This is a genomic window from Desulfoplanes formicivorans (assembly GCF_001748225.1).
GTDB classification, from domain to species: domain Bacteria; phylum Desulfobacterota; class Desulfovibrionia; order Desulfovibrionales; family Desulfomicrobiaceae; genus Desulfoplanes; species Desulfoplanes formicivorans.
The window spans coordinates 564,496-586,815 of sequence record NZ_BDFE01000015.1; the positions used below are offsets into that span (position 1 = coordinate 564,496).

The 22,320-nt window shown below is 54.5% G+C and carries 15 protein-coding genes and 1 riboswitch; of the genes, 3 read left to right on the forward strand and 12 right to left on the reverse strand.

Translation table 11 applies throughout. From position 1 onward, the window contains the following. Window positions 1-68: 68 nt before the first annotated feature. From DPF_RS07340 to DPF_RS07370, 7 genes are all read right to left on the reverse strand, one after another. On the reverse strand, window positions 69-3,230 hold the full coding sequence (locus DPF_RS07340; RefSeq protein WP_069858495.1) for an efflux RND transporter permease subunit: 3,162 nt from the start codon (window positions 3,228-3,230) through the stop codon (window positions 69-71). Window positions 3,231-3,239: 9 nt separating this feature from the next. Then, window positions 3,240-4,421: an efflux RND transporter periplasmic adaptor subunit gene (locus tag DPF_RS07345; protein ID WP_069858496.1), complete on the reverse strand. Its 1,182-nt coding sequence runs from the start codon at window positions 4,419-4,421 to the stop codon at window positions 3,240-3,242. A gap of 92 nt (window positions 4,422-4,513) precedes the next feature. Next, window positions 4,514-6,004, reverse strand: a complete 1,491-nt coding sequence (locus DPF_RS07350; protein ID WP_218069966.1) for an efflux transporter outer membrane subunit — start codon at window positions 6,002-6,004, stop codon at window positions 4,514-4,516. Between the two features lie 325 nt (window positions 6,005-6,329). Next, window positions 6,330-7,142 carry an ABC transporter ATP-binding protein gene (locus DPF_RS07355; RefSeq protein ID WP_069858497.1) on the reverse strand — a complete coding sequence of 271 codons (813 nt, stop codon included), beginning with the start codon at window positions 7,140-7,142 and terminating at the stop codon, window positions 6,330-6,332. Next, complete coding sequence (locus tag DPF_RS07360; protein WP_069858498.1) at window positions 7,139-8,128, reverse strand: FecCD family ABC transporter permease; 990 nt, start codon at window positions 8,126-8,128, stop codon at window positions 7,139-7,141. The genes DPF_RS07355 and DPF_RS07360 overlap by 4 nt, the downstream gene beginning before the upstream one ends. Before the next feature lie 149 nt (window positions 8,129-8,277). Then, window positions 8,278-9,222, reverse strand: a complete 945-nt coding sequence (locus DPF_RS07365) for an ABC transporter substrate-binding protein (RefSeq protein WP_069858500.1) — start codon at window positions 9,220-9,222, stop codon at window positions 8,278-8,280. Window positions 9,223-9,301: 79 nt separating this feature from the next. Beyond that, on the reverse strand, window positions 9,302-11,239 hold the full coding sequence (locus DPF_RS07370; protein WP_069858502.1) for a TonB-dependent receptor: 1,938 nt from the start codon (window positions 11,237-11,239) through the stop codon (window positions 9,302-9,304). 120 nt (window positions 11,240-11,359) lie between these two features. After that, window positions 11,360-11,559: riboswitch (cobalamin riboswitch) on the reverse strand. A gap of 214 nt (window positions 11,560-11,773) precedes the next feature. On the opposite strand from DPF_RS07370, the gene hepT reads away from it, so the two are divergent. Beyond that, complete coding sequence (hepT, locus tag DPF_RS13900) at window positions 11,774-12,610, forward strand: type VII toxin-antitoxin system HepT family RNase toxin (RefSeq protein ID WP_176724198.1); 837 nt, start codon at window positions 11,774-11,776, stop codon at window positions 12,608-12,610. A gap of 418 nt (window positions 12,611-13,028) precedes the next feature. Here the strand turns inward: hepT and DPF_RS07380 are convergent, their stop codons facing one another. The 3 genes from DPF_RS07380 to DPF_RS07390 all read right to left on the reverse strand — a co-directional run bounded on the left by DPF_RS07380 (window position 13,029) and on the right by DPF_RS07390 (window position 15,149). After that, window positions 13,029-13,604 carry a hypothetical protein gene (locus DPF_RS07380; protein WP_069858833.1) on the reverse strand — a complete coding sequence of 192 codons (576 nt, stop codon included), beginning with the start codon at window positions 13,602-13,604 and terminating at the stop codon, window positions 13,029-13,031. Between the two features lie 53 nt (window positions 13,605-13,657). Then, entirely contained in the window at window positions 13,658-14,209 is a 552-nt protein-coding gene (locus tag DPF_RS07385) for a hypothetical protein (protein WP_069858504.1), read from the reverse strand. Between the two features lie 85 nt (window positions 14,210-14,294). Continuing rightward, complete coding sequence (locus DPF_RS07390) at window positions 14,295-15,149, reverse strand: DNA ligase (protein WP_069858506.1); 855 nt, start codon at window positions 15,147-15,149, stop codon at window positions 14,295-14,297. Between the two features lie 380 nt (window positions 15,150-15,529). Here DPF_RS07390 and DPF_RS07395 point away from each other — a divergent pair, with 380 nt between their 5' ends. After that, window positions 15,530-16,522 (forward strand): bile acid:sodium symporter, encoded by a 993-nt coding sequence (locus tag DPF_RS07395; protein WP_069858508.1) that lies wholly within the window; start codon window positions 15,530-15,532, stop codon window positions 16,520-16,522. 97 nt (window positions 16,523-16,619) lie between these two features. Here DPF_RS07395 and DPF_RS07400 read toward each other — a convergent pair whose 3' ends face one another. After that, window positions 16,620-17,654, reverse strand: a complete 1,035-nt coding sequence (locus DPF_RS07400) for a PTS sugar transporter subunit IIC (protein ID WP_069858510.1) — start codon at window positions 17,652-17,654, stop codon at window positions 16,620-16,622. Window positions 17,655-17,973: 319 nt separating this feature from the next. Between DPF_RS07400 and DPF_RS07405 the strand changes: the two genes are divergently transcribed. After that, the gene (locus tag DPF_RS07405) at window positions 17,974-20,415 is read left to right on the forward strand and encodes a hybrid sensor histidine kinase/response regulator (RefSeq protein ID WP_176724199.1); all 2,442 of its coding nucleotides are present in this window, start codon (window positions 17,974-17,976) and stop codon (window positions 20,413-20,415) included. A 68-nt stretch (window positions 20,416-20,483) separates the two neighbouring features. Here DPF_RS07405 and DPF_RS07410 read toward each other — a convergent pair whose 3' ends face one another. Further along, on the reverse strand, window positions 20,484-21,971 hold the full coding sequence (locus DPF_RS07410; RefSeq protein ID WP_088178321.1) for an SLC13 family permease: 1,488 nt from the start codon (window positions 21,969-21,971) through the stop codon (window positions 20,484-20,486). Window positions 21,972-22,320: the final 349 nt, after the last annotated feature.

The window sequence follows — 22,320 nt, forward strand, 5'->3', positions numbered from 1 at the left end:
GCACCATGCAGTTCCCGGCATTCTTGGTATCATGTTTCCTTTCTTCCCAGGGGAAGCTCTCCTCTTTTTCAGAGTTCGTCAACGTCGTGGCTGGGCTTGTTGTGCTGCATGATCGGAACGTGTTTTCGTTTCCAGAATCGTTCACTCATGCCCTGGATGACCACGTAGAAGACCGGTACGAAAAAGATCATCAGGAATGTGGCCGAGATCATGCCGGCAAACACGGCCGTGCCCAATGCCTGGCGGCTGGCCGCTCCCGCGCCCGTGGCAATGACCAGGGGGAACACGCCCAGAATAAAGGCAAAGGCCGTCATGAGGATGGGACGAAAGCGCAGCCTGGCCGCTTCCAGGGCCGCCTCCACGATTCCCTGACCCGACTCGTGTCCTTCCTTGGCAAATTCCGAAATGAGAATGGCTGTTTTGCAGGCCAGGGCAATGAGCAGGACAATACCTATCTGGGTGTACACATTCACGTCCATGTTCCGGATGTACACGGCAATGACCGTTCCGATCAGGGCCAGGGGAACCGAGAGGATGATGGTCAGGGGAAGGGTCCAGCTCTCGTACTGGGCGCACAGGACCAGATAGACAAAGATGATGGCCAGGGCAAAGATAACCATGGTGGCCGATCCGGCCACCTTTTCCTGGTAGGACATGCCCGACCACGCATAGCCCATGGACGTGGGCAGTTTGGCCTGGGCGATGTTTTCCATCATGGTCATGGCCTGACCCGAACTCACACCGGGAGCACCCTGGCCGTTCAGGGTGGCCGTTGGGTACATGTTGTACCGGGTGATCAGCTGGGGGCCGAGGGTTTTGTGCACCGAAACCACGGTGCCCAGGGGGATCATGTCCCCGTCCTTGTTCCGGACCTCGAGCTTCTTGATGTCTTCCACCTTGGTGCGAAACCGGGCATCAGCCTGGAGGCGAACCTGGTAGGATCTTCCGAATATGTTGAAATCGTTAACATATTTTGATCCCAGATTGGCCTGCAAGGTGTTGAAAACATCGGACAGGGGAATGCCCAGGCTTTTGGTCTGGGTTCTGTCCACGTCGGTAAACAGCTGGGGCGTGTTGGCCCTGAAGGTGGAATAGACCTGGGAAAGGGTGGACTGCCCGTTGGCGGCCAGGGCGATGTCCTGGGTCATCTGCTGCAGTGCGGTCAGCCCCACATCTCCCTTGTCCTGGATCTTCATTTCAAATCCCCCGGCCTGACCAAGGCCCATGATTGCCGGAGGCGAGAAGGCAAATACGCTGGCTTCCTGGATGGTGCCTGCGATCTGCCAGAGCTGGCCGATCATGGCCTTGACGTCCAGTCCCTTGGGAAGGCGCTCGTCCCAGGAATCGAAAACCACCCAGATGGTGGCCGCATTGGAGGCCACAGCTCCGTCGAGGAGGGAATAGCCGGGCACGGAGATCCAGCTGCGTACCCCGGGAAGCTGGGCGATTTTCTTGTTCAGGGTTTCAATGACCCCAAGTGTCCGTTTCTGGGAGGCAGCGTCAGGAAGCTGGACACTGACCATGGCGTACCCCTGGTCTTCCGAGGGCACAAATCCCGTTGGCAGTTGGAGAAATCCCCAGGCTGCGGCTCCGGTCAGCCCGGCAAAGAGGATCATGACGAGGAAGCCTCGTCGGACCATGGTCGAAACCATGGCCCCGTAGCCTTTCTGGAATCTGTCAAAGGTCCAGTTGAACGCCCGGGCAAAGATGTTGTGGTGCGTTGAGGTGGGCCTGAGGATGATGGCACACAGGGCCGGAGAAAGGGTGAGGGCGTTGAGGGCACTGAATACCGTGGCCGTGGCAATGGTCAACGCGAACTGGCGGTACAGGGCGCCGGTGATGCCGCCCAGAAAGGCCGTGGGTACAAACACGGCCAAAAGGACCAATGTGGTTGCAATGATGGGCCCGGTGACCTCGTTCATGGCCCTGATGGTCGCCTCCTTGGGCGGGAGGCGGAGGTCGTCCATGTTGCGGGTGGCGTTTTCAACCACAACAATGGCGTCATCCACCACAATGCCGATGACCAGAACAATGCCGAACAGGGAAAGCATGTTGATGCTCACTCCCAATCCCGCCATGACGGCAAAGGTGCCGATGAGGGACACGGGAATGGTTGCCGCCGGGATCAGGGTGGCCCGCCAGTCCTGCAAAAAAACCAGGATGACAATGAACACGAGGACAATGGCAATGAAGATGGTCTCCACAACCTCGTCAATGGACGCGTTCACGAATTCCGTGGTGTCAAAGGGGATGGAGTACTCCAGATCATTGGGAAAACTCTGCTTGAGTTCCTCCAGTCGGGCCTTGACCTCCTTGGCCACGTCCAGGGCATTGGCGCCGGGCTGTTGATACACGGCAATGGCGGCCGTGGGGATGCCATTGGCCTGGCTGGCCAGGTCGTAGGTCTGGGCACCCAGTTCCACCCGGGCAATGTCCCGGAGGCGGACCATGGCTCCGCCGGGCAAGGTCTTGACGATGATGGATTCGAACTGTTTGACGTCGGTCAGCCTGCCCTTGACGGTTATGGAATACTGGAAATCCTGGTCCTGGGGCGCCGGGGGCTGGCCGATCTGCCCTGCGGCCACCTGGACGTTCTGCTCGTTAATGGCGTTGAGCACGTCGGTGGTGGTGAGGCCACGGGCCTTGAGCTTGTTGGGGTTGAGCCAGATGCGCATGCTGTAATCGCCCGCCCCGAAAACCGATACCGAACCCACCCCGTCGATCCTGGAAAGTTCGTCCTTGATGCGCAGGGTGGCATAGTTGCTCAGGTACAGGGGTTCAAAGGTGTTGTTGGGCGAGGTCAGGGTGGCAAAAAGCAGAATGTTGGTGGATTGTTTTTGGGTGGTCACGCCCATGCTTTGCACGGCTTCGGGAAGCAGGGCCGTGGCCTGACTGACCCGGTTCTGGACCAGGACCTGGGCCATGTCCAGATCCGTGCCGATGTCAAAGGACACGGTCAGGGAATAGTCCCCGTTGTTGGCACAGGTGGAGGACATGTAGATCATGCCCTCTACCCCGTTGACCTGCTCTTCAATGGGCTGAGCCACGGTTTCCGACAGAACCTGGGCGTTGGCCCCGGGATAGTTGGTGGAGACCGAAATGGTCGGGGGGGCTATCTCCGGATACTGGGCCACGGGCAGCGAGCGCAGGGTCACCAGTCCGGCGATGATGATCACAATGGAGATCACGGCCGCAAAAATGGGGCGGTTGATGAAAAAACGGCTGAACATGGGGGCTCCTTATGCGGCTTCTGATGGGGCGGATGTCTTGACCAGCGTATCCGGCTTGACTTCCGTGGGATTGACCGTTGCCCCGGGGCGGGCCTTTTGCACTCCCTTGACGATGACCCGGTCGTCCGGTCCGATGCCCTTGGTGATCACCCGCATGCCGTGGACCAGGGTTCCCGTGGTCACGGAACGGTATTCCACCTTGTTGTCCTTATCCACAACCAGGACATACTCCCCCTGCTGATCCACTCCCAGAGCAAGATCAGGAATCAAAAGAGCGCCTTCCACCTGACCCAGGGGAACCCGGATGCGGGCGAACAGGCCGGGAAGAAGCCAGTGGTTGGCGTTGTCGAATACAGCCCTGACCTGCATGGTTCCCGAAGTGGATTGCAGGCGGTTGTCAATATAGTCGATATGTCCCTGGGTGGGATAGTCGGGTTGATTGGCGAGGCCGAGAAAGGCCTTTTGTTCGGTGTTCAGGGAAAAGGTTTCGGTCTTGCAGTGTTCCTGATAGTACAGCAGATCCCGCTCGCTGACCGTGAAGTAGGCGTACATGGGATCATCATCAACAATGGTGGCCAGCAGGGTGGGGGTGCCCGCGCCCACCAGGTTGCCCTTGTCCACCAGACTGCGGTCAATGCGTCCGCTGATGGGCGCCTTGATATGGGTGTAATTGAGGTTCAGCCTGGCGGTTTCCACACTGGCCTTGGCACTTTCCACCTGGGCCTGGGCCTGTTCCTTCTTGGCCCTGGCCTCGATCACGTCCACTTCACTGACCGCTCTGTCCTTGTAGGCATTTTCCTTGCGGATCAGGGTGGCCTTGGCCAGATCCAGTTCCGCCTTGCGCACCATCAGTTCTGCCTGGGCTTCCCTGAGCTTGGCTTCATAGGGACGAGGATCAATGACGAACAGGAGATCACCCTTGTTGACGTATGAGCTGGGGGTAAACAGGATTTTTTCCAGATACCCCTCCACCCGGGGCCGGATTTCAACGGATTGCTGGGCCTCGGTGGTTCCGGTGAATTCGGCGTAGTTGGTCACAGTCTGGACCAGGGGTTTGCTCACGGTAACGCTTGCCGGTGGCGGGGGCACATAGGTGTTTTCCTTTTTCTTGCAGCCGGCTGCAAGAAAAAGAGCGATGCCCAGCAGGGCTACAGCGAAACAGGTGCGGTGGTGGTTGTGGTCGTTATGCATGGGGTACTCCTTGTTGTTGAAAACGTGCGCGGTGGTGGGTGGGAAGTGCGCTGTGCCCGGGAAAAGCGGGTGTCGTGTATCCTTTTTCCTGCCTACTCAAAGACGGTTTCCTTGAGGGTGGGCAAGAGGGCCTCGGGGTCGTCCGGGTTCCACCCGCCGCCCAGGGCCGCGTACAGGTTGACGAAATTGGCCGCGCTGCTGCCCCTGGCCGAGGCCAGTTCGTTTTCCAGGGAGAACTGGTCCCGCTGGGCATCCAGGACGTCCTGGAAATTGACCAGTCCCTGTTTGTACAACTGGGTGGACAGGGTTACCGACCTTCGGGCCGCGTCCACGGCCCGGGACAGGGCCTCCAGACGTACCCGGTCTTCGATATAGGCACGCAAGGCGTTTTCCACTTCGTTGAGGGCATTGAGCACCGTGCTTTCATAGCGGAGCATGTACTGCCGGGCCACGGCATCCTGGGCCTTGACCCGGTTGCGAATGCGGTTGGCGGAAAAAATGTTCCAGCGCAGGGATGGTCCAAAGGCGAACACATTGCTGGCCGGTTCGAACAGGTCGTTGGTGTTCACGGATTCATAGCCAAAGGATCCGGTCAGGGAGAGGCTCGGATAGAGATCTGCCTTGGCCACACCGATACGTGCGGTCTGGGCGGCCAGCTGCCGTTCGGCCCGGCGGATGTCGGGGCGTTGCCTGAGGAGATCCGCGGGCATGCCCAGAGTGGCCTTTTGGGGAGGCAGGGGGATGTCCTTGGGAATGCTCAGTGTATCATACAGCGCACCGGGCTGACGCCCCAAAAGTACGGCCATGGTGTTAATGCTTTTGGATAATTCAATACGCAGGGGCGGAATCGTGGCCTCGGAGCTGGCCAGGACCCGTTCGGCCTGGGCCACGTCCAGGCTTGTTGCCAGTCCGTATTTGAATTTGGAACGGGTCAAACCCAGAACCTGTTTCTGGGATGCGATGTTTGCGTCGGCAGCGGCCAGCCGTGCCTGATAGGTACGAATATTCAGATAGGTCCGGGCCACCTGGGCGTACAGGGAGATCATCACATCGGTGCGATCTTCTCGGGTTGCCTGGAATTCGGCTCCTGCTGCTTCCACGGAACGGCGGATGCGCCCGAACAGATCGACTTCCCAGCTGGCTGAGACTCCTGGTGCATACAGGGTATCGGTTTTGCCCAGCCCATAGTTGTTTTTGCTGGTCCTGTAACGGGTGATACCGGCATCGGCATCCAGGGACGGAACTTCCTCACCCAGGGCGATGCCGAGTTGAGCCCTGGCCTCATCCACCCGAGCCACAGCCTCCTTGAGGCCCAGATTGCCTGTGGCAGCTTCGGTGATCAATCTGGTCAGCAAGGGATCGTTATACAATTTCCACCATTCCAGAACCAGGTGTTCCCTGGTCTCCAGGGCCGGATCAAGAGGGGTATGCCAGGCGGACGGCATGTCCGTTTGGGGCGGTGTGTAGTCGGGGCCGACAGCGGCACAACCAGCAAGAAAAAAGACAAGGACTGGCAGGAGTACCGTGAGACGGGGCATGGTACGTGTCAGACAAATACGAAAGTGGCGTCTGGTTCGGTCCATAAGCAGGAGGTCCATGGTTGGGGTGAACAAGGGAGGGAAAGGTCGCCATCACGGTAATCTTCCCTTACCGCAAGGCTTGTGTCCTCTTAGAAAAGACCCCGGACCCGTAGCAAATAATGATGAGCTTGGATAGTGCCAAGTAGGTTGAAAATCCTTGAAGGGAGCGTGTAAGACAGGTTTGATTGCTCGTGAAAGTCATGAATATGACGTGGTTGCCCGGCCATGGGGCGGGGACGGAATATCTGGCTCTCATGACCCGAAAAGGGATATAAACAGGCCCTGGCTGGTGGTTTTGCAGGGGGGGCGGGCGTTGTGTGGTTGGCAGCTATGGGGTTGAAGCCCGATGCCCCGGGATATTTCCCGGCATGGGCATGATGCGGGGTCTGCCTGTCTGGGGATGGGTATCCACGAACAGCCGGCATCCATAGGCCGGTTCAAGGATGGCTGATTGCAGAACCTGCTCGGGACTTCCCTGACAGGCCACCTTGCCCTGATGCAGCAGAAGAATGTGGTCCGCATACATGGACGAGAGGTTCAGGTCATGGGAAACTAGAACAATGGTCGTGCCTTTGGTTGCGCGCAGGTCGGCCAGCAGGTCCATGATCCTGATCTGGTGAGCATAGTCCAGGGCGGCGGTCGGTTCGTCCAAAAGCAGGATGTCCGGTTCCTGGCACAGGGCCCGGGCAATAAAGGCGCGCTGGCGTTCCCCGCCGCTGATCCTGTCCATGGATTTGTGGGCCAGATGGTCCACGCCGGTATAGCGCATGGCGTTCTGGGCCATGTCCAGATCGGTGCGGGTTTCAAAGCCCAAGAGGCCCTGGCGGGGCGCCCGGGCCATGAGCACGGCCTGCTGTACGGTAAAGGGGAAGGACTGGGGCAGGGATTGGGGAACAATGGCCAGGGTGCGGGCCCGGAGTCTGCGTTTGAAGCGTTGCAGCTCCCGGCCATTCAAAAGAATATGTCCGGAGAGGGGACGACACAGACCGGCAAGCAGGCGAAGCAGCGTTGTCTTGCCTGATCCGTTGGGGCCGATGATGGTGAACAGACTGCCCCTGGGAATGTCCAGGGTGATGTTGTGGAGAACCCGGGTCCCGTTGTAGGAAAAGGCGAGATGTCGTGTGGCCAGGGCACTGGTCATGATCGTTTTCTCGTCAGCAGAAAGATGAACAGGGGAGCTCCTATCATGGCCGTGAGCACGCCCACGGGAAGTTCCCCACGGGAGGGCAGGCTCCGGGCCAGGGTATCACACAGGACCATGTAGGCGCCGCCGCCCAGGATACATGAGGGTACAAGAATCCGGTGGTCATGGCCATGAACAAGGCGCAAAAGATGGGGAACCACCAGGCCCACAAAACCCAGCAGCCCGGTTTGGCAGACAACCGCGGCAACCATCAGGGTGATGGTTATGAGCAGGATGACGGCTGTTGTACGCACGTCAATGCCCAGGGATGCGGCTGTTTCGTGACCGAGCTGGAAGATGTTCATTCGTTGGGCCAGGGCGAAGATCAGTATTGATCCGGCCAGAACCACTCCCAGGGTCAGGATGATGGAGGAAGGATCAGCAGAGGGGATGGTGCCCATGAGCCAGTGCAGGACGCCTGCTGCCTTGTCGGCAGGGACCATGGAGATGAAAAACAGGATCAGGGCCGAGCAAAAGGCATTGATCATGACCCCGGAAAGGAGAATGGCTTCCGTGCCGGTGGAGGCCCGGCGTCCGGCAACGGTCAGAACCAGAAAGAGGCTGGCCAGTCCGCCTGCAAAGGAGATGGCCATGGTGGCCACGTGGGCCAGGGAAAGGATGATGGCGCCAATGGCCCCCACGGCCGCGCCACCGGACACCCCAAGGATGTAGGGCTCGGCCAGGGGATTCTTGAGCAGGGCCTGCATGACCAGACCGCCGGTGGAAAGGGTGGCTCCGGCAAGCACGGCCAGGCAGACCCGGGGAAGACGAAGATCAAGAATGATGGCCGAGCGCACCGGATCCATTCCGCTATCCAGAAACAGTCTGGCCGGATCAAGCAGGGAAAAACCGCTGGAACCCGCAGACAGGCCCAGCCAGCAGGCAAGGACGAGGAGCAGGGCCATGGGCAGGTTGGTTTTCAGAATGCGCCAGGGAGTGAGCATGGTATTTATTATCAAGTACGCAGAACACAGAGCGCAGTGCACTTAAGTACACAGTACACAGTGCGCAGTGCGCAGTATCTTTTTTGTGGGAGAAAAAACAAAAAAACTGGTAACTCTTTCAGAATCCGGATGTTGTTGTGAGCCGGGTTTTATTTTTTGTTGCCTGTCATCTGGGTGCTGTCTGCTGATTTTTCAAAGCATTCCGGGTGCAGGATGCGGGCAAGGATTTCCAGGCCGTCAACCATGCGCGGCGAGGGACGGTCAAAGAGGTCCGAGTTCACCTGTTGGATGCGATGCTGGCGAACCGCCGGGATGTGTGTCCATTGTTGCCAGGTTGCGGCTGTTTCCTTCCAGGCTCCGGAGCGATCCATGGATGGGATGATAATGACTTCGGGCATGAGGGTCAGGGCCTGTTCCATGGAAAAACGGGGGTAGCCCGTAAAGGCCGCTGCCACGTTGCGTCCTCCGGCCAGGGTGATGAGTTCGTTGATATAGGTTCCCTGTCCGGCGGTAATAATGGGATTGCTGTCAATTTGGTACAAGACTCCCGGACGCGTTGGGGCGCAGGCTATGCGTTCCTGAACCTTTTTGATACGATGGGTCAGGGACGCCATTACCTCTGCGGCTTCCCTTGGTCGGTTGATCACCTGGCCCACAAGGCCAATGGCCTGGATCACCGAATCCAGACTGTCATTGTTCACGGCAAAGACCGGGATATGCAATCGGCGCAGGGTCTGTACGGTGACATAGGGAGTTCCGTCCTTGAGGGCAATGCACAGATCAGGACGAAGAGACGCGATTTTTTCCACATCCAATTGCACATAGCTGCCCACCACAGGGAGATCGACCGCCTCGGGTGGATGGTCGCTGAACCGTGTCCGTCCCACGAGCCTATCCCTACCGCCAAGGGCGCAGACAATTTCCATGGCGCTGGGAGCCAGGGCGATGATCCGTGACGGATGGGCGGGAACAGTGACCTTGCGTCCGGTCTGATCCGTGAGGATACGGGAGGGTTGGGCAGAGGCGGTCCCGGCGGCACACAGAAACAGGGTGGTGACAAGGGTAAAAAAGATTGTGTGACGCAACGGTTCCATGCAGATTCCTGAAAAGGGGCAATATCCCTGGAGCCGAAATAGATCCGGATCCAGGGATATTGTTTATTAGGTTATGGGGTTAGAATTTCCATTCCATTCCAGCATAGAAGTTTCGTTCGGGCATGACGTAGTAGGTTTCTCCGTACGCAGTTGTAGCGTACAGCTCGTCGAATATGTTGTTCACACAGGCATAGAGTCTGAGAGCTTGTGTGCATTCCCACGTCAGTTTGGCGTCGACAACCGTGTATGCATCAATTTTTTCATAGGTATCGTTGTCGCTGTCATTGCCATCATATTTGGAACTCACATATTTTCCGTCCAGAGAGATGCAGGCCTGCTCGATAAAGCGCCAATCAACACCTGCATTGACTGAATGTTCAGGAACCAGCGGGACAACATTGTTGGAATCCTTGAACCGAGCGTGTATCCACGTGTAGTTGAATCGTAACGTAAAAGGTCGTATCGGGCAGTATTTTATGCTGGCCTCAATGCCATGACGAAGAATGGGTTCATCGCGATTGTCCGTCACCCAGTCCCATACCGTGGGATCGGGTTGGATTGTGTATATTTCATGTTTGGATTCTTGGCGGAATACAGCAACATCAAAGGCGATACTCTCCCAAGGTTTTAGGTGGGTTCCCACTTCGTAATTTATCGTGGTTTGGGGTTCGATGTCTTCCACTGCGTAGTTCATGTCGTCTACGGAGGGGGTACGAAATCCGGTGGCAACCGATCCATAGACGTTTCCAAGACTGCCCAGCGAGTATATCAGCCCGCTGTCATATGAAATGTGGTTCCAATTCTTGTTCTCAAAAGATTTGCGATCAAGATTGTAATGGGTATAGCGGCTGCCGATCGTTAGGGTAAGATCATCGGTCAGAGACCAGGCTGTTGCCACAAACAAACCGTTTTCCTTCGCATAGGTCTGTATCTCTTCCCAGCTGTTGTAATCCGAATAAAGACCGTCCAGACCCAACTGTACGGTATGTTCGCGTCCATAAAGGAAGATTTTTTTGTCCCATCTCAATGCGTAGTTGTAGGTGTCTTCTTGTATCTTATATGTAGTTCCGTATCCCCATGTATAGGGATTATCCCTGAATAGAAGGCCGAGATCCAGGTCTAATGAACCATAGTCTTCCAGGTTGATAGTCGAGCTGGCCTGGATGCGCTGTTGCTCGATAGATCCATGTGCCTCATCAGAATTCCAAGGATTTTTTTCCCGGCGTTTGTCTCGATCATCGATATCATCGAGGTTCACTCCTCCGGGCATACCATACTCTTCCTCATGGACGGCCACACTGAAGTTCATGGAGAAAATGTCTGTAGGGTCAAGGCCGAACTTGAATTGTGCATCCTTTTTTTCCATCCCTCCGTTTTCTCGATAGCCGTCCGAATCAGAATATGAGCCAATGGCGTTCATGCTGAAAATATCTTTTGATCCATGGATGGCCGCTTGATATTTTTTTGTATTATAGCTTCCGAACTCTGCGCCGATAGATCCACCGAAAGGGGTGCCCTCTCCGGATTTGGTGATGACGTTAATGACACCTCCAACTGCATTGTTGCCGTACAATGCCCCGCCCGGGCCTCGAAGGATTTCAATTCGTTCGATTTGGGACAGAGGAATAGTTGTAAAATTGGCCCCGCTCATGTCCACGGAATTGATGCGGTGTCCGTCCACCAGAACCAGAACATTGGTTGCAGCATGTTCACCTTGACCTCGGATATCTACCTTGCTGCGACCAGGCACCCCGGTGTCGTCAATAAGCTGTATCCCTGCCTCCCGGCCCAGCAGTTCAGGCAGGTTCTGGGCCGTGGATTTTTCAATATCCTCGGCCGTGATTACGTTTACATTGCGGGGGATGTTTTTGATCTGATCCTTGGTGCTCGTTCCCGTGACCACATACTCGTCCATTTCAAAGACCTGGTCTGGGTTCGGGCTGCTACCATCATCTTCGGCCATGGCCGGAGATGCGCACAAACAACATAACAATGCGAAAAAAAGATAAAAACGCATGAAAAAACCTCCTTCTTCATGCCAAAAGTGAAGAGGAGGCTTCGAGGAAAATAACGGACGTGAAAACGAGTGGAAAGGAGTTCGTCTGAGGATGTCCTGGCTCGGCCTCGAAGCCATACAAAAAACCACATTCCACAGGCTGGTCTCCCGGCTCGAGGATCATCCTAGTTGCCGCGCCTTCCCATTGTCTGCCCCAATGCAGGCAACAGTGGCTTGTTGCGGTGTTCGTCCCCTCTCACGGTTGCGGGCCAGCGCCGGATTTGCACCGGACTTCCCAATTATCCCCTTGCATCAGGGGAACCTGTGGATTTGGCATGAGAACTGCCCTGCAGATTAAGATCTGTCAAGATAAAGGGGTGGGAGCAAGGTTTCCTGTTCGCCTTGCAGAAAGACGAGGGTACGAAAGCCTTGGTACCCTCATGAAGAAAGGCTGCTGGAAGACAGGGCACTTGCGTTGCATGGGTGCAAAGGATATCGTTTTTCACGTAACCCCACCGGACCATGCATCTACCGGGCACAACGAGCGAGCTAGCCATGATGACCGAACATGACTGCATTGTTTCTTCCATCCAACATGTCCTCAAGGACTTTCCGGAAATTCTTGTTGCCACCCTGTTCGGATCGGCGGCTCAGGAACGGATGTCCGAAACAAGTGACATTGACATCGCCATAGCATGCAGACATGCGCTGTCCTTTGAGGAAAAAATGTCCTTGGCTGCTGCCCTTGAAACGGCAGTACAGCGCAGCGTGGATCTTGTGGATCTGCAGCAGGTTTCAGGTCCCATCCTGCAGCAGGCCCTGGGTACCGGCCGGGTTATCCTGAAAAAATCTCCAGCGCTTCTGGCCGAACTGCTGAGGAAAATGTGGTACAATCAGGCGGATATGATGCCCCATACCACCATGATCATGCGCAAACAGCTTCAAAGGTTTTCCCATGAAGATCAGGTTCTTCTCTCCAAACTGACTTCTCTCAAGCGGTGTGTGGATCGTATCCGGAGCAAAACACCTGCAACCCCGGCAGAGCTGCAGGGTGACATGGATCTGCAGGACATCATCTCCCTGAATCTTCAGCGGGCCGTTCAGATATGTGTGGATATCGCCTCCCACATTGTGGCGGATCTTGATGTGCGTCCACCCATGACCATGGCTGAAAGTTTTGAAAGACTCCGGGAATGCGGCATCCTCTCGGACCATGTTTGTACGCGAATGAAAAAAAGCGTGGGATTCCGGAATATCGCAGTACATGACTACTTTTCCATTGATTGGAATATTGTGCACACGGTGTGCACGAACCATCTTGATGATTTCAGTACCTTTGCCCGGGAGATTATGCACTGGATGCAGGCAGGAACGCCAGATTCATGTGAATAATGGCGACATGTCCGGCCAGAAGATGTAGCCGTCATTTTCGGCGAGATGAAATGAAACAGTTTCGACTTGATTTGATAGTTGGCCTTTCGATGGGTAACAATGTATCAGATTAGGTTGAAACTGTTTTTTTTGTTCAATCAACTCCTCCTCGCAATCCCCTCACCTCAAAGACAGACCAACAAAGATGAAATAAAGGGACATGTTAAAAGTCCGATCATACTGTCGCACGAATGCTTCGAGGTTAGATAGCATCAAACAAGTGCTTAGGATGTATTAATTCGCAATAATGCATATGCGATAATGCAGCCGCACGGGGATTATTTGGTTTTTCGAATGATATTTCGGTGTAGTCGATTGTTAAAGTCTAACCATCAACAAAAACTTTTTATTTGATTGCTAATGATAAATGGTTTGCATATTATTCTCTCTCCCTTATTAAATCTATCACTGAATTAAACTTGCCTAGCTTTTCAGCTAATATTTTCATATTATTATGTAGATTTTTTAAATTAATATACATGATGCCATCTAGGTTATTGTGGCCATTTTTGTCTTTTGGGTATCGAAATGTAAATGATTCTTTGTCAATATTAGCAAAATCATGTATAATTTTTGATATGCAGTCTGTATCTTCTTTTGTTATGTATTCTTGAATTCCTTTGTCAATTTTATTTATGATTTTTTTCATTAATCCATTGGATACACACCATAGATTCCATATTTTGTGATGTTCAGGAAACCCGCATCCTTCACTCAAAATTATCCTTGATTCTTTAATTATATTTTTGAGATTTAGCTCAATGTATTGTCTGTATAGGAATACTATAGGATAAACCAATATATCTTGATCTGATGAAGTTTCAATGACTTTATGGGTTAGCTCTTCTGCAGCTTTTAAGTATCCATTTATATATAAACGAATGGTATCGTGAGTCCAGTTGAGGCAAGCGTTGCTACCACAATCTTCTCCGAATGAAAAAAGTGAATTATTCATAAGCATTTAGTGCGTTGCGCATAGGGTTTAATGTAACCAGCTCGGGGAGTCTGTTATTTGCTGGCGTGTTGCGAGTGTTGGGCTGCGCTCAGGTTCGGTTCCCATTTTTTATCTAATATTTGAACATGAAATCCATTTTCCTCAAGAAGTTTTGGGAATGTTGATAGGTGAGCTGCCCCGCAGACAAACAACATCGGATCGACATAGATCGGTAGAAGTTTCTCAACCCAATATAATTCCCTTTTTCTAAAATGAATTAATTTTAATCCTTCCTTGTCATCATTTGGCAATTCGTCACGCCAAGTTTTGTATTCGATATCGCGCTCTCCAAGAATGCGTCTTTCTTTTCTTATGACTTCAGGTGGATCGCAATATTCATGTGGCAATCCAAGTTCGACAGCAATATCAAAAACTGTGCTTTGAACGATTCCAGCATCCTCAAGTGCATCGCTACTCATTTCTTCAGCGATAGACTTAATATTGTGCTGTATGCAGAAATTACGAATGTATTCAGAAAATTTTACACAATGTTCAATCTGAAAAATATGGTAAATTCCTAAGAGGTAAATTATCTTTTTTTGGTCTTTGTCGAAAATTTTGTTCATGTGGTCCTCCCGGTTGATTGTCAAGATAGTGGCTTAACTCCGACTCCTCAAGTCTGTAGTAGGACCAGTCAGGGATTTGCTGATTTTATGGTGTTTTGACCTTCACGAATGAGGCGAACCTGGGCTTGCCGCTTTGGGAAAACCCGTAGTGCTTGAAGGTGACCACGGCTCCCTTGCGCGGTGGATGACGGCGTTCCTGCATGGAGAATCCCGTGCCCAGGTTGAAGACAACCCCGTTGTCCAGCTGCAGGGTCAGGCTGCCCATGAGGCCTGCGTAGCTGCCTTTGCCCGGGGTATGCCCCATAACCACTCCGTCCATATAGTTGATGTGCTTGAGTTTCACCAGGTGTTGCTCGGATCCGTCCTGATAGGGGATGGTCGGGTCCTTGATGATCACGCCTTCGCCGCCTTGTTGGGCGATGTGTTTGAGAAAGCGCTGCACATGCTGGTGGCCGGTACAGATTGTCTGGGGGATGATGCGCACATGGTCGGCCTTGTGGTTGGCAAACCAGTTTTGTGCCTTGGCCAGGCGGGCGGGAAAGTCCCCTGAGGCATGGGGAACTTCGAAAATATTGTACGTGATGTTTTGCCATCCTGAAGACGGGGTTGTGTCCAGGACGGTTGACTGGACTATTTCAAAGTTCCCGCGCCCGGCCCAGAGTTCTCCGTCCAGTTCAAACGGAGGCAGGTTGCTCGTAAACCATGAAGGCGCGTGGATGACGGTTCCTTCCCTGGTGAGCAGGTGGTGACCGTCCCAATAGCCCCGGATGCCGTCGAGTTTTTCGCTCATGTACCACCCGGTTATGTCTTCGTTGCCGCGGTAGGTTGTTGGGGCCTGAAGCTGGGGACGCGCGACACAGGGGGGGACAAACCCAGTCAGCAGGTATCCGAGCGTGATCACGGACAGGAAAATGCGGAGTACATGGTGGTCATACTTCATGATGCCTCCTTGGTCGGTGGGAACAAAAGAGGATGGTGATTTCTGGCAACACTGTGGAATTGACGGGAGTGCTAGCACAAGGCCGCAGGTGTTGTCACTCGGGGCAGGCAGGGATGTTCACGACAACCGCGATCGCCTGGTTGATTGGTGATCACCTGACGTGGTGTTGATGGTTTTTTACACAATGCGCTGTGCTTGTGGAAAATGCCATGCTGCCCACCAGAAGTCCGGCGCTTTCCGTAAGGGGATGTTTTGTGAAAAAATGAACTTTGCCGTTGACGGGCATAAAAAAACCGCATATTGGTTGGACCAATTAGAGGGGAACGTGGAGGGGCTCGTGCTCAAGGGGACGCTCTGGGAGGGGTCTCAAGGAGGTTCACATGAAGGCAATATTTCAAAAGTATTGGTTTTTCATGGGTATAGCGGTTGTGGTCCTGGCGGCCTTTGCGTTTCCCGGTTGGGGGACGTTCGTCCGGGAATGGAAGATCCTCAAGATAGGGATTTTTTTGGCCTTCATGCTCACGGGGTTGAAGCTTGAAACCCGCAGCATCGGGGAGCAGTTCAAAAATGTCCGGGTTCTGGCGGCCTCTCTGGGATCATCCCTGGTTCTGTTTCCTCTTGTTACCGCGATTCTGGTTCGGGCATTGTTTGGTTCCGTACCTGATTTTGTCATTGGAGCGACCCTTATTGCAGTGGCTCCGGTCACCGTGGCTTCAGGTACTGTCATGACGGGCATTGCCTTGGGAAACGTTCCCCTGAGTCTGTTCATCTGCATTCTGGGGAATTGCCTGGCCATTTTCACCATCCCCTTTTCCCTGGAGTTCTTGCTGGGAACCTCCCAGGGTATTGATCTGCCGGTCATGCATATGCTGATCAATCTTGTGCTGACCGTGCTCCTGCCCACCCTGATCGGTCAGGGGTTGCGGATGAACCAGACCATCCGCAACCAGGTGGTTGTGTTCAAGAAGCAGTGTTCCATCTTTTCCCAGTGCATCGTGCTTTTGATTATTTTCAATGCGGTCTCCAGTTCCACGGAAAAGCTGGTTGGGGTTGGGGGCATGCTTGTTTATGTCTTTTGTTTCATGATCGGACTGCACGTGCTCATGCTGTGCCTAAATTACATGATTTCCCGGGCCCTGCATCTGGATCGTTCGTCCACGGCCGCCTTTACCATTCATACTTCTCAGAAGACCCTGACCATCACCTATGTGGTCTGGGCCGGTTACTTCATGACCCTGGCTCCCATGGGGCTTATTCCTGCCATTGCCTACCATCTTACCCAGATGATCCTGGATACCTTGGTTGCCCACAAATTCAGGAACGCGGCGTTGCGTGCAACCAGGGTGGAGACCATGCGGGTTGCCACGTTATAACAAAACATCAGGGGCAACGGGGTAAAACAGGAAAAGGCTGTCAGAAACGACAGCCTTTTCTCCCTGGACAGCAAACAGTTGGTAGCAAAAAGCCGGGTTAGGGCAATCGCATGTCCCCGGGGGCGATCCATCCCCTGGTACGCATGTATTCTGCAATACCCAGGGAAATGATCGCCGGGAGCACAAAGTGCAACAGGATGATCCCGGTCCACCCCTGCACGCCCATGACTTCCAGGGTGGCGAATTGTCCCACCAGGCCGCTGGTGCCCATGCCCGCGCCGATTTTATTGTTGGTCATGTGAAAGAGGGTGGTTGCCAGGGGGCCCAGGATGGCCGAGGTGATGATGGGGGGAATCCAGATGCGGGGATTTTTGATGATGTTGGGGATCTGGAGCATGGAGGTGCCCAGTCCCTGGGCAATGAGCCCGCTTATTCGGTTTTCCCGAAAGCTGATCACGGCAAATCCGATCATCTGACAGGCGCATCCCACGGTGGCCGCGCCTGCGGCCAGGCCGTGCAGCCCCAGGGAAATGGCAATGGCCGCGCTGCTGATGGGCAGGGTCAGGAACATACCCATGAGAACAGCCACGGCAACACCCATGGGAAGGGGATGCATCTGGGTGGCCACGTTGATGAGCTCACCCAGCCAGGTCATGAGCTGGACCACAAAGGGACCAATGAGATGCCCCACCAATCCGCCGACCAGAATGGTTCCCGCCGGGACGAGCACAATGTCCAGACGGGTTTTGCCGCTGATGAGTCTGGCGCATTCGGCACCGGCCCATGCGGCCATCAGGGCTCCCACGGGTTCCCCGATGGCAATGCTCACGGATGGTCCGTGAAAGACAAGGGTCTTGGCGCCAATGGCCCCGGTGATCAGGGAGGCGTACAAACCAAGGGGTGATTTGTGGCCGGTCCCCAGGCTGGCGGCCACGCCCACGCCAATGGCCGGTCCCATGAGATACTGGGCCACCTGGCCGAACTGGACAACCAGGGGCAGGCCCAGCAGGTTGCCCACCTGTTTGAGGATCAGACCGATGATCAGGGAGGCAAACAGGCCGTGGGCCATGCCGTTGAGCATGCGGATGACATAGTCTCGGACAAGGACGGTATATCGGGAATGTGTAGACATGGCAGACAGACGCGGTGAATGTTGAGGGAAAGGTCTGGCCGAACAAAGGCGTCTTGTGCCGGTCAGGCGCAATGCGTCCATGGGATGTTATGGACGGACAGGGCCGTTCATGTACCGCAACACGCATGAGGAGACAAGATCACCTTTGGGGGTGGTACAGGGTTTGTGCAGGACTCCGTGGCGGTTTGCCCTGCACGGAGTCAGGTTTCCGCTTGTTGTGGGGGGAGGAAAATTCGGCTATGCAAGGCGCCTTGTACCTTTTTGCCTCTGTATGGGTCGTGTGCTTGGTCCAGGGGGTTCACTTTTACCGGGTATGTTCATGGAACAGAAACATATATTGATTGTGGACGATGAAGCGGCCATCCGGGACATGATCGTGGCCATGCTTGGCAAGTATTCCGCTCATGTCTGCGCTGAAGCCGAAAGCGCCGATCAGGCCAGAAATCTCCTTGCCGCCCGTCCTTTTGATTTGATGATTGTCGATATCAGACTGCCGGAAGAGTCCGGTTTGGATTTGGCCAGGGACTGTCATACTTTGCATCCGCATACGGCGATCATCACCATGACCGGATTCGGTAATCGAACGGTTGCCAAAGAAGCCCTGGAAATAGGAGTGTATGGACATCTCAACAAGCCTTTTGGCAGCGATCAGCTTCTCATTGCCGTGGACAACGCCCTCAAGCGGATGGACCTGGAAAAACAGCGGCAGATGTATCTCAACGAACTGGAGCAACTGGTCGAGCGCAGGACCGCCCAATTGAGCAAGACGCTCCATCGCATGGAAATGATGCAAAAGGGTTTGCGGGAAAGCGAATGGAAATACCGGTCGATTCTCGAAAACATCCAGGAGGCCTATTTCCGGGTGGATATGGACGGGCGCATCCTCATGACCAATCCTTCGGGCATGGCTCTGCTCGGTTTTTCAGGCATTGGCGAGCTGTGCGGTTTGGATGTTGAGGACATGTGCGGCATGGATGCGAAGAATTTTGTCATTGAGCCCGAACAGATGAGGACTCTTCGTGCGGTGCTCAGGGAGCAGGGAAAAATTTCCAATTTTGAATTGTCCCTGTGCCGTCGGGACAAATCTCGATTTACCGGACTGGCCAACATGCAGGTTGTCACCGATGCCAATGGTGAGCAGGTGGCCGTGGAAGGAACCGTGATTGACATCACCCGGCGCAAGGAAATGGAATCACGGGTCCGGGCGAGCGAGCGCAACTACCGGATCATTTTCGAGCGTTCCCCCCTGGGCATGCTGCGGCTGAACAGCGATGGCGTTATTGCCGATTGCAATGAAACCTTTGTTGAGCTCATGGGGGCGTCCAAGGAGCAGTTGGTGGGGTTCAACCCGGCCAAAAACACGTCTTCCAAGATGCGCAAGATTATTGCCCGGGCACTTGGTGGTGAGGTGAGCGTCTATGAGGACGAATACACCTCGGTCACCGGGGGCAAAACCATTGAACTGCGGGCGATCATGAATCCGGTTACTCCCGGAAAGACACCAACCGAAGTCATTGCCATCCTTGAAGACATTGGCGTGGCCAAAAAAGCCCAGCAGGAGCTTGTGCGTTCGCTTGAGGCCAACAAGCAGCTCGTGGACAAGATTCCCTCCCTGCTGATTCAGGTGGCCGAGGGCGGAACCGTGCTCCAGTGGAATCCTGTGGCAGAAAGTGTTTTGGGTATTCCTGCGGAAGAGGTCATAGGCAAGCCTTTGCAGGATATTGATCTTGATTGGGACCGGGAAGTTCTTGTTCGGACTATGAATCAATGTCTGGAGCAAGAGGAACACATTCGTTTGAAAAGCATGACCTTTCACCGGGCGGATGGGTACGAGGGGGTTTTGGGACTTACGGTCACCCCCTTGAGTTCGGGACCTGTTGCGCAGCGCAGCCTGCTCCTCATGGGGGCGGACATCACGGAACGGTTGAATCTGGAAACCCAGCTTTCCCACGCCCGCAAACTGGAATCCGTGGGCCAGCTGGCAGCCGGAATCGCCCACGAGATCAATACGCCCACCCAGTACATTTCCGACAATACGCATTTTTTCAAGGATTCCTTCGAGGATATCCGTGAGGTGGTGGGCGCGTACAGACAACTTTTTGATGCCTGTGCAGAAAGGGATGTGGAACCCGCCCTGCGAGAGCATATCGAGGAGGCCCTGGAAGAGGCTGACTGGGAATTTCTGGAGGAAGAAATCCCCCAGGCCATTGATCAGTCTTTGGAGGGGTTGGAACGTGTGGCAGATATTGTCCGGTCCATGAAGGATTTTTCCCATCCCGGGACCAAGGAAAAGACCGTGACCGACATCAACAGGGCCCTGGCAAGCACCATCACGGTATCACGCAACGTGTGGAAATATGTTGCCGACCTTGAGGAGAACTTTGACGAGGCTCTTCCGCCCATCACCTGCCTGCCAGGGGAGATCAATCAGGTCTTTTTGAATCTGATCACCAATGCGGCCCATGCCATAGGCGACAAGGTCGGCGACGGCAGTCAGGGCAAGGGACGCATCACCGTGACCACGCGACATGACGACGCCTGGGTGGATGTGCTGATTGCCGATACGGGTGCCGGCATCCCCGAACATATTGCCCACCGGGTTTTTGACCCCTTTTTCACCACCAAGGAGGTGGGCCGGGGAACAGGTCAGGGGCTTAATATCTGTCGGATGATCGTGGTGGAAAAGCATGGCGGTGAGATCGATTTCACCACCAGACCGGGAGAAGGAACGACCTTTGTGGTGCGCTTGCCACGGAGATGAATTATTCAAGGCTGAACCATATAAAAAGGGACGCATATGCGTCCCTTTTTATATGGCGAGCGTGGAGCTTATTGCACGGTCAGTGCCCAGTCGGGCAGCTGGGAGAGATCAACGCCCCAGATGAGGGGAACGCCGTAAATGATGGCTGCAGTGATGACCAATGAGCCGATGATGTTCAGCCAGATACCGGCCTTGGCCATCTGGGGTACACTCAGGCAGCCGCTGCCAAAGACAACGGCGTTGGGCGGAGTCGCCACCGGGAGCATGAAGGCAAAGGAAGCGGAAACACAACCGGCAATGATGGGGCCATAGGGGTGGATGCCCAGAGCCACGGCTGCACTGCCCATGATGGGGACGAGCAGGGTTGCTGTTGCCGTGTTGGAGGTGATTTCTGTCAGGAAAACGACCATCAGGACAACAATGCCGATGAAGAGGGTCATGTTGGCTCCCTGAAGTCCGGTGAGCTGGGTGGCCAGCCATACGGCCAGGCCGGATTTGGAAAACCCGTTGGCCAGGGCCAGACCGCCACCAAAAAGCAGGATGATGTCCCAGGGAATTTTGACGGCTGTTTCCCAGTCCAGCAGAAACTGGCGTTTGGCAAAATTGGTCGGAGTGATGAACAGCAGACCCGCTCCCAGAATACCGATGGTTGCGTCATGCACGTATTTGAGCGCATCCAGGTGGATGAATCCCCGGCAGATCCAGAAGGTGCACACAAAGGCTCCGATGATCAGGATCTTTTTTTCTTCAGGAGTGGTTTTGCCCAGCCGGGCAAGTTCCGCCTGGATGTATTCCTTGCCGCCGGCCAGAACATCCCCCTTGAGGGAGAAAAGAACCTTGGTCAGCAACACCCAGGCAATGGTGATCATGATCACGGCCAGGGGGACGCCAAAGAGCATCCAGTCAAAAAAGGAGATGGTCTGACCATACATTTTGTCCAGCATGCCCACCATGACCACGTTGGGCGGGGTGCCGATGATGGTGGCCACGCCGCCAATGGATGCGGAATAGGCAATGCCAAGCATCAGGGCGATGCCGAAGTTTTCCGACAGGGGCGCCCCGGTCTTCTGGCGTTGCGCGTCTGCGTCTTCATTGGCCTTCTTGATGACGGCCAGTCCAATGGGGACCATCATCATAGCTGTGGCCGTATTGCTCACCCACATGGACAAAAAGGCCGTGGCAATCATGAAGCCGAGGATGAGTCTGCCGGGACTTGTGCCCACCACATTGACAATGTGCATGGCAATGCGCTTGTGTAGATTCCATTTTTCCATGGTCACGGCGATGAAGAAACCACCCATGAACAGGTAGATCAAATGGTTGGCATAAGGGGCTGTTGCCGCTTTGGACTTCATGATGCCGAGGATGGGAAACAGGGCAATGGGTATGAGCGACGTTGCTGGAAGGGGGATGGCTTCGGTGATCCACCAGACAGCCATGAGAACCGTGACCGCAGCGACTTTGAGGGCTTCGGGTTTCATGCCTTCGGGTACCGGCATAAGCAGAACCAGAAAAAACAAGATAGGGCCGAGAAAGAAACCGGTTTTCTCCCGCATGTGCTGCATCGATATCCTCCCGTGATCAGGTTGATTGCCATCAAGACGTCACATTGCTTGCAGGATCCGTCCCATATTTTGGTGCGGATCAGACTAAAACAAGTTCATCGCTTGTGAACGACCAAAATCCGCATTGATTTTAGGTGAACGGCTGCTTGGCTGCGTAAGTGGAAAAGGTGAAAGATACACAGCCTGCAGGACATGGTATCAGGCTTTAAGCTCCAAGTTTTACTCGGTGTAGGCGATGGATTGGTACAACGTGCCTTTGCACCATGACGGGCTGAAAAGGGGCGCGCTTGCCGGATACGTGCGGTTATCAAAGAAAAAAGCAGGCCACTGGTTTGCAACA

Bases quoted from the DNA above. Each gene is read 5' to 3' on its own strand.
- DPF_RS07390 (WP_069858506.1), bottom strand. From the start codon at position 15,149: ATGAAGTATGACCACCATGTACTCCGCATTTTCCTGTCCGTGATCACG.
- DPF_RS07345 (WP_069858496.1), bottom strand. From the start codon at position 4,421: ATGCATAACGACCACAACCACCACCGCACCTGTTTCGCTGTAGCCCTG.
- DPF_RS07350 (WP_218069966.1), bottom strand. From the start codon at position 6,004: ATGGACCGAACCAGACGCCACTTTCGTATTTGTCTGACACGTACCATG.
- DPF_RS07405 (WP_176724199.1), top strand. From the start codon at position 17,974: ATGGAACAGAAACATATATTGATTGTGGACGATGAAGCGGCCATCCGG.
- DPF_RS07400 (WP_069858510.1), bottom strand. From the start codon at position 17,654: ATGTCTACACATTCCCGATATACCGTCCTTGTCCGAGACTATGTCATC.
- DPF_RS07340 (WP_069858495.1), bottom strand. From the start codon at position 3,230: ATGTTCAGCCGTTTTTTCATCAACCGCCCCATTTTTGCGGCCGTGATC.
- DPF_RS07355 (WP_069858497.1), bottom strand. From the start codon at position 7,142: ATGACCAGTGCCCTGGCCACACGACATCTCGCCTTTTCCTACAACGGG.
- DPF_RS07385 (WP_069858504.1), bottom strand. From the start codon at position 14,209: ATGAACAAAATTTTCGACAAAGACCAAAAAAAGATAATTTACCTCTTA.
- DPF_RS07380 (WP_069858833.1), bottom strand. From the start codon at position 13,604: ATGAATAATTCACTTTTTTCATTCGGAGAAGATTGTGGTAGCAACGCT.
- DPF_RS07365 (WP_069858500.1), bottom strand. From the start codon at position 9,222: ATGGAACCGTTGCGTCACACAATCTTTTTTACCCTTGTCACCACCCTG.
- DPF_RS07360 (WP_069858498.1), bottom strand. From the start codon at position 8,128: ATGCTCACTCCCTGGCGCATTCTGAAAACCAACCTGCCCATGGCCCTG.
- DPF_RS07395 (WP_069858508.1), top strand. From the start codon at position 15,530: ATGAAGGCAATATTTCAAAAGTATTGGTTTTTCATGGGTATAGCGGTT.
- DPF_RS07370 (WP_069858502.1), bottom strand. From the start codon at position 11,239: ATGCGTTTTTATCTTTTTTTCGCATTGTTATGTTGTTTGTGCGCATCT.
- DPF_RS07410 (WP_088178321.1), bottom strand. From the start codon at position 21,971: ATGCGGGAGAAAACCGGTTTCTTTCTCGGCCCTATCTTGTTTTTTCTG.
- hepT (WP_176724198.1), top strand. From the start codon at position 11,774: ATGATGACCGAACATGACTGCATTGTTTCTTCCATCCAACATGTCCTC.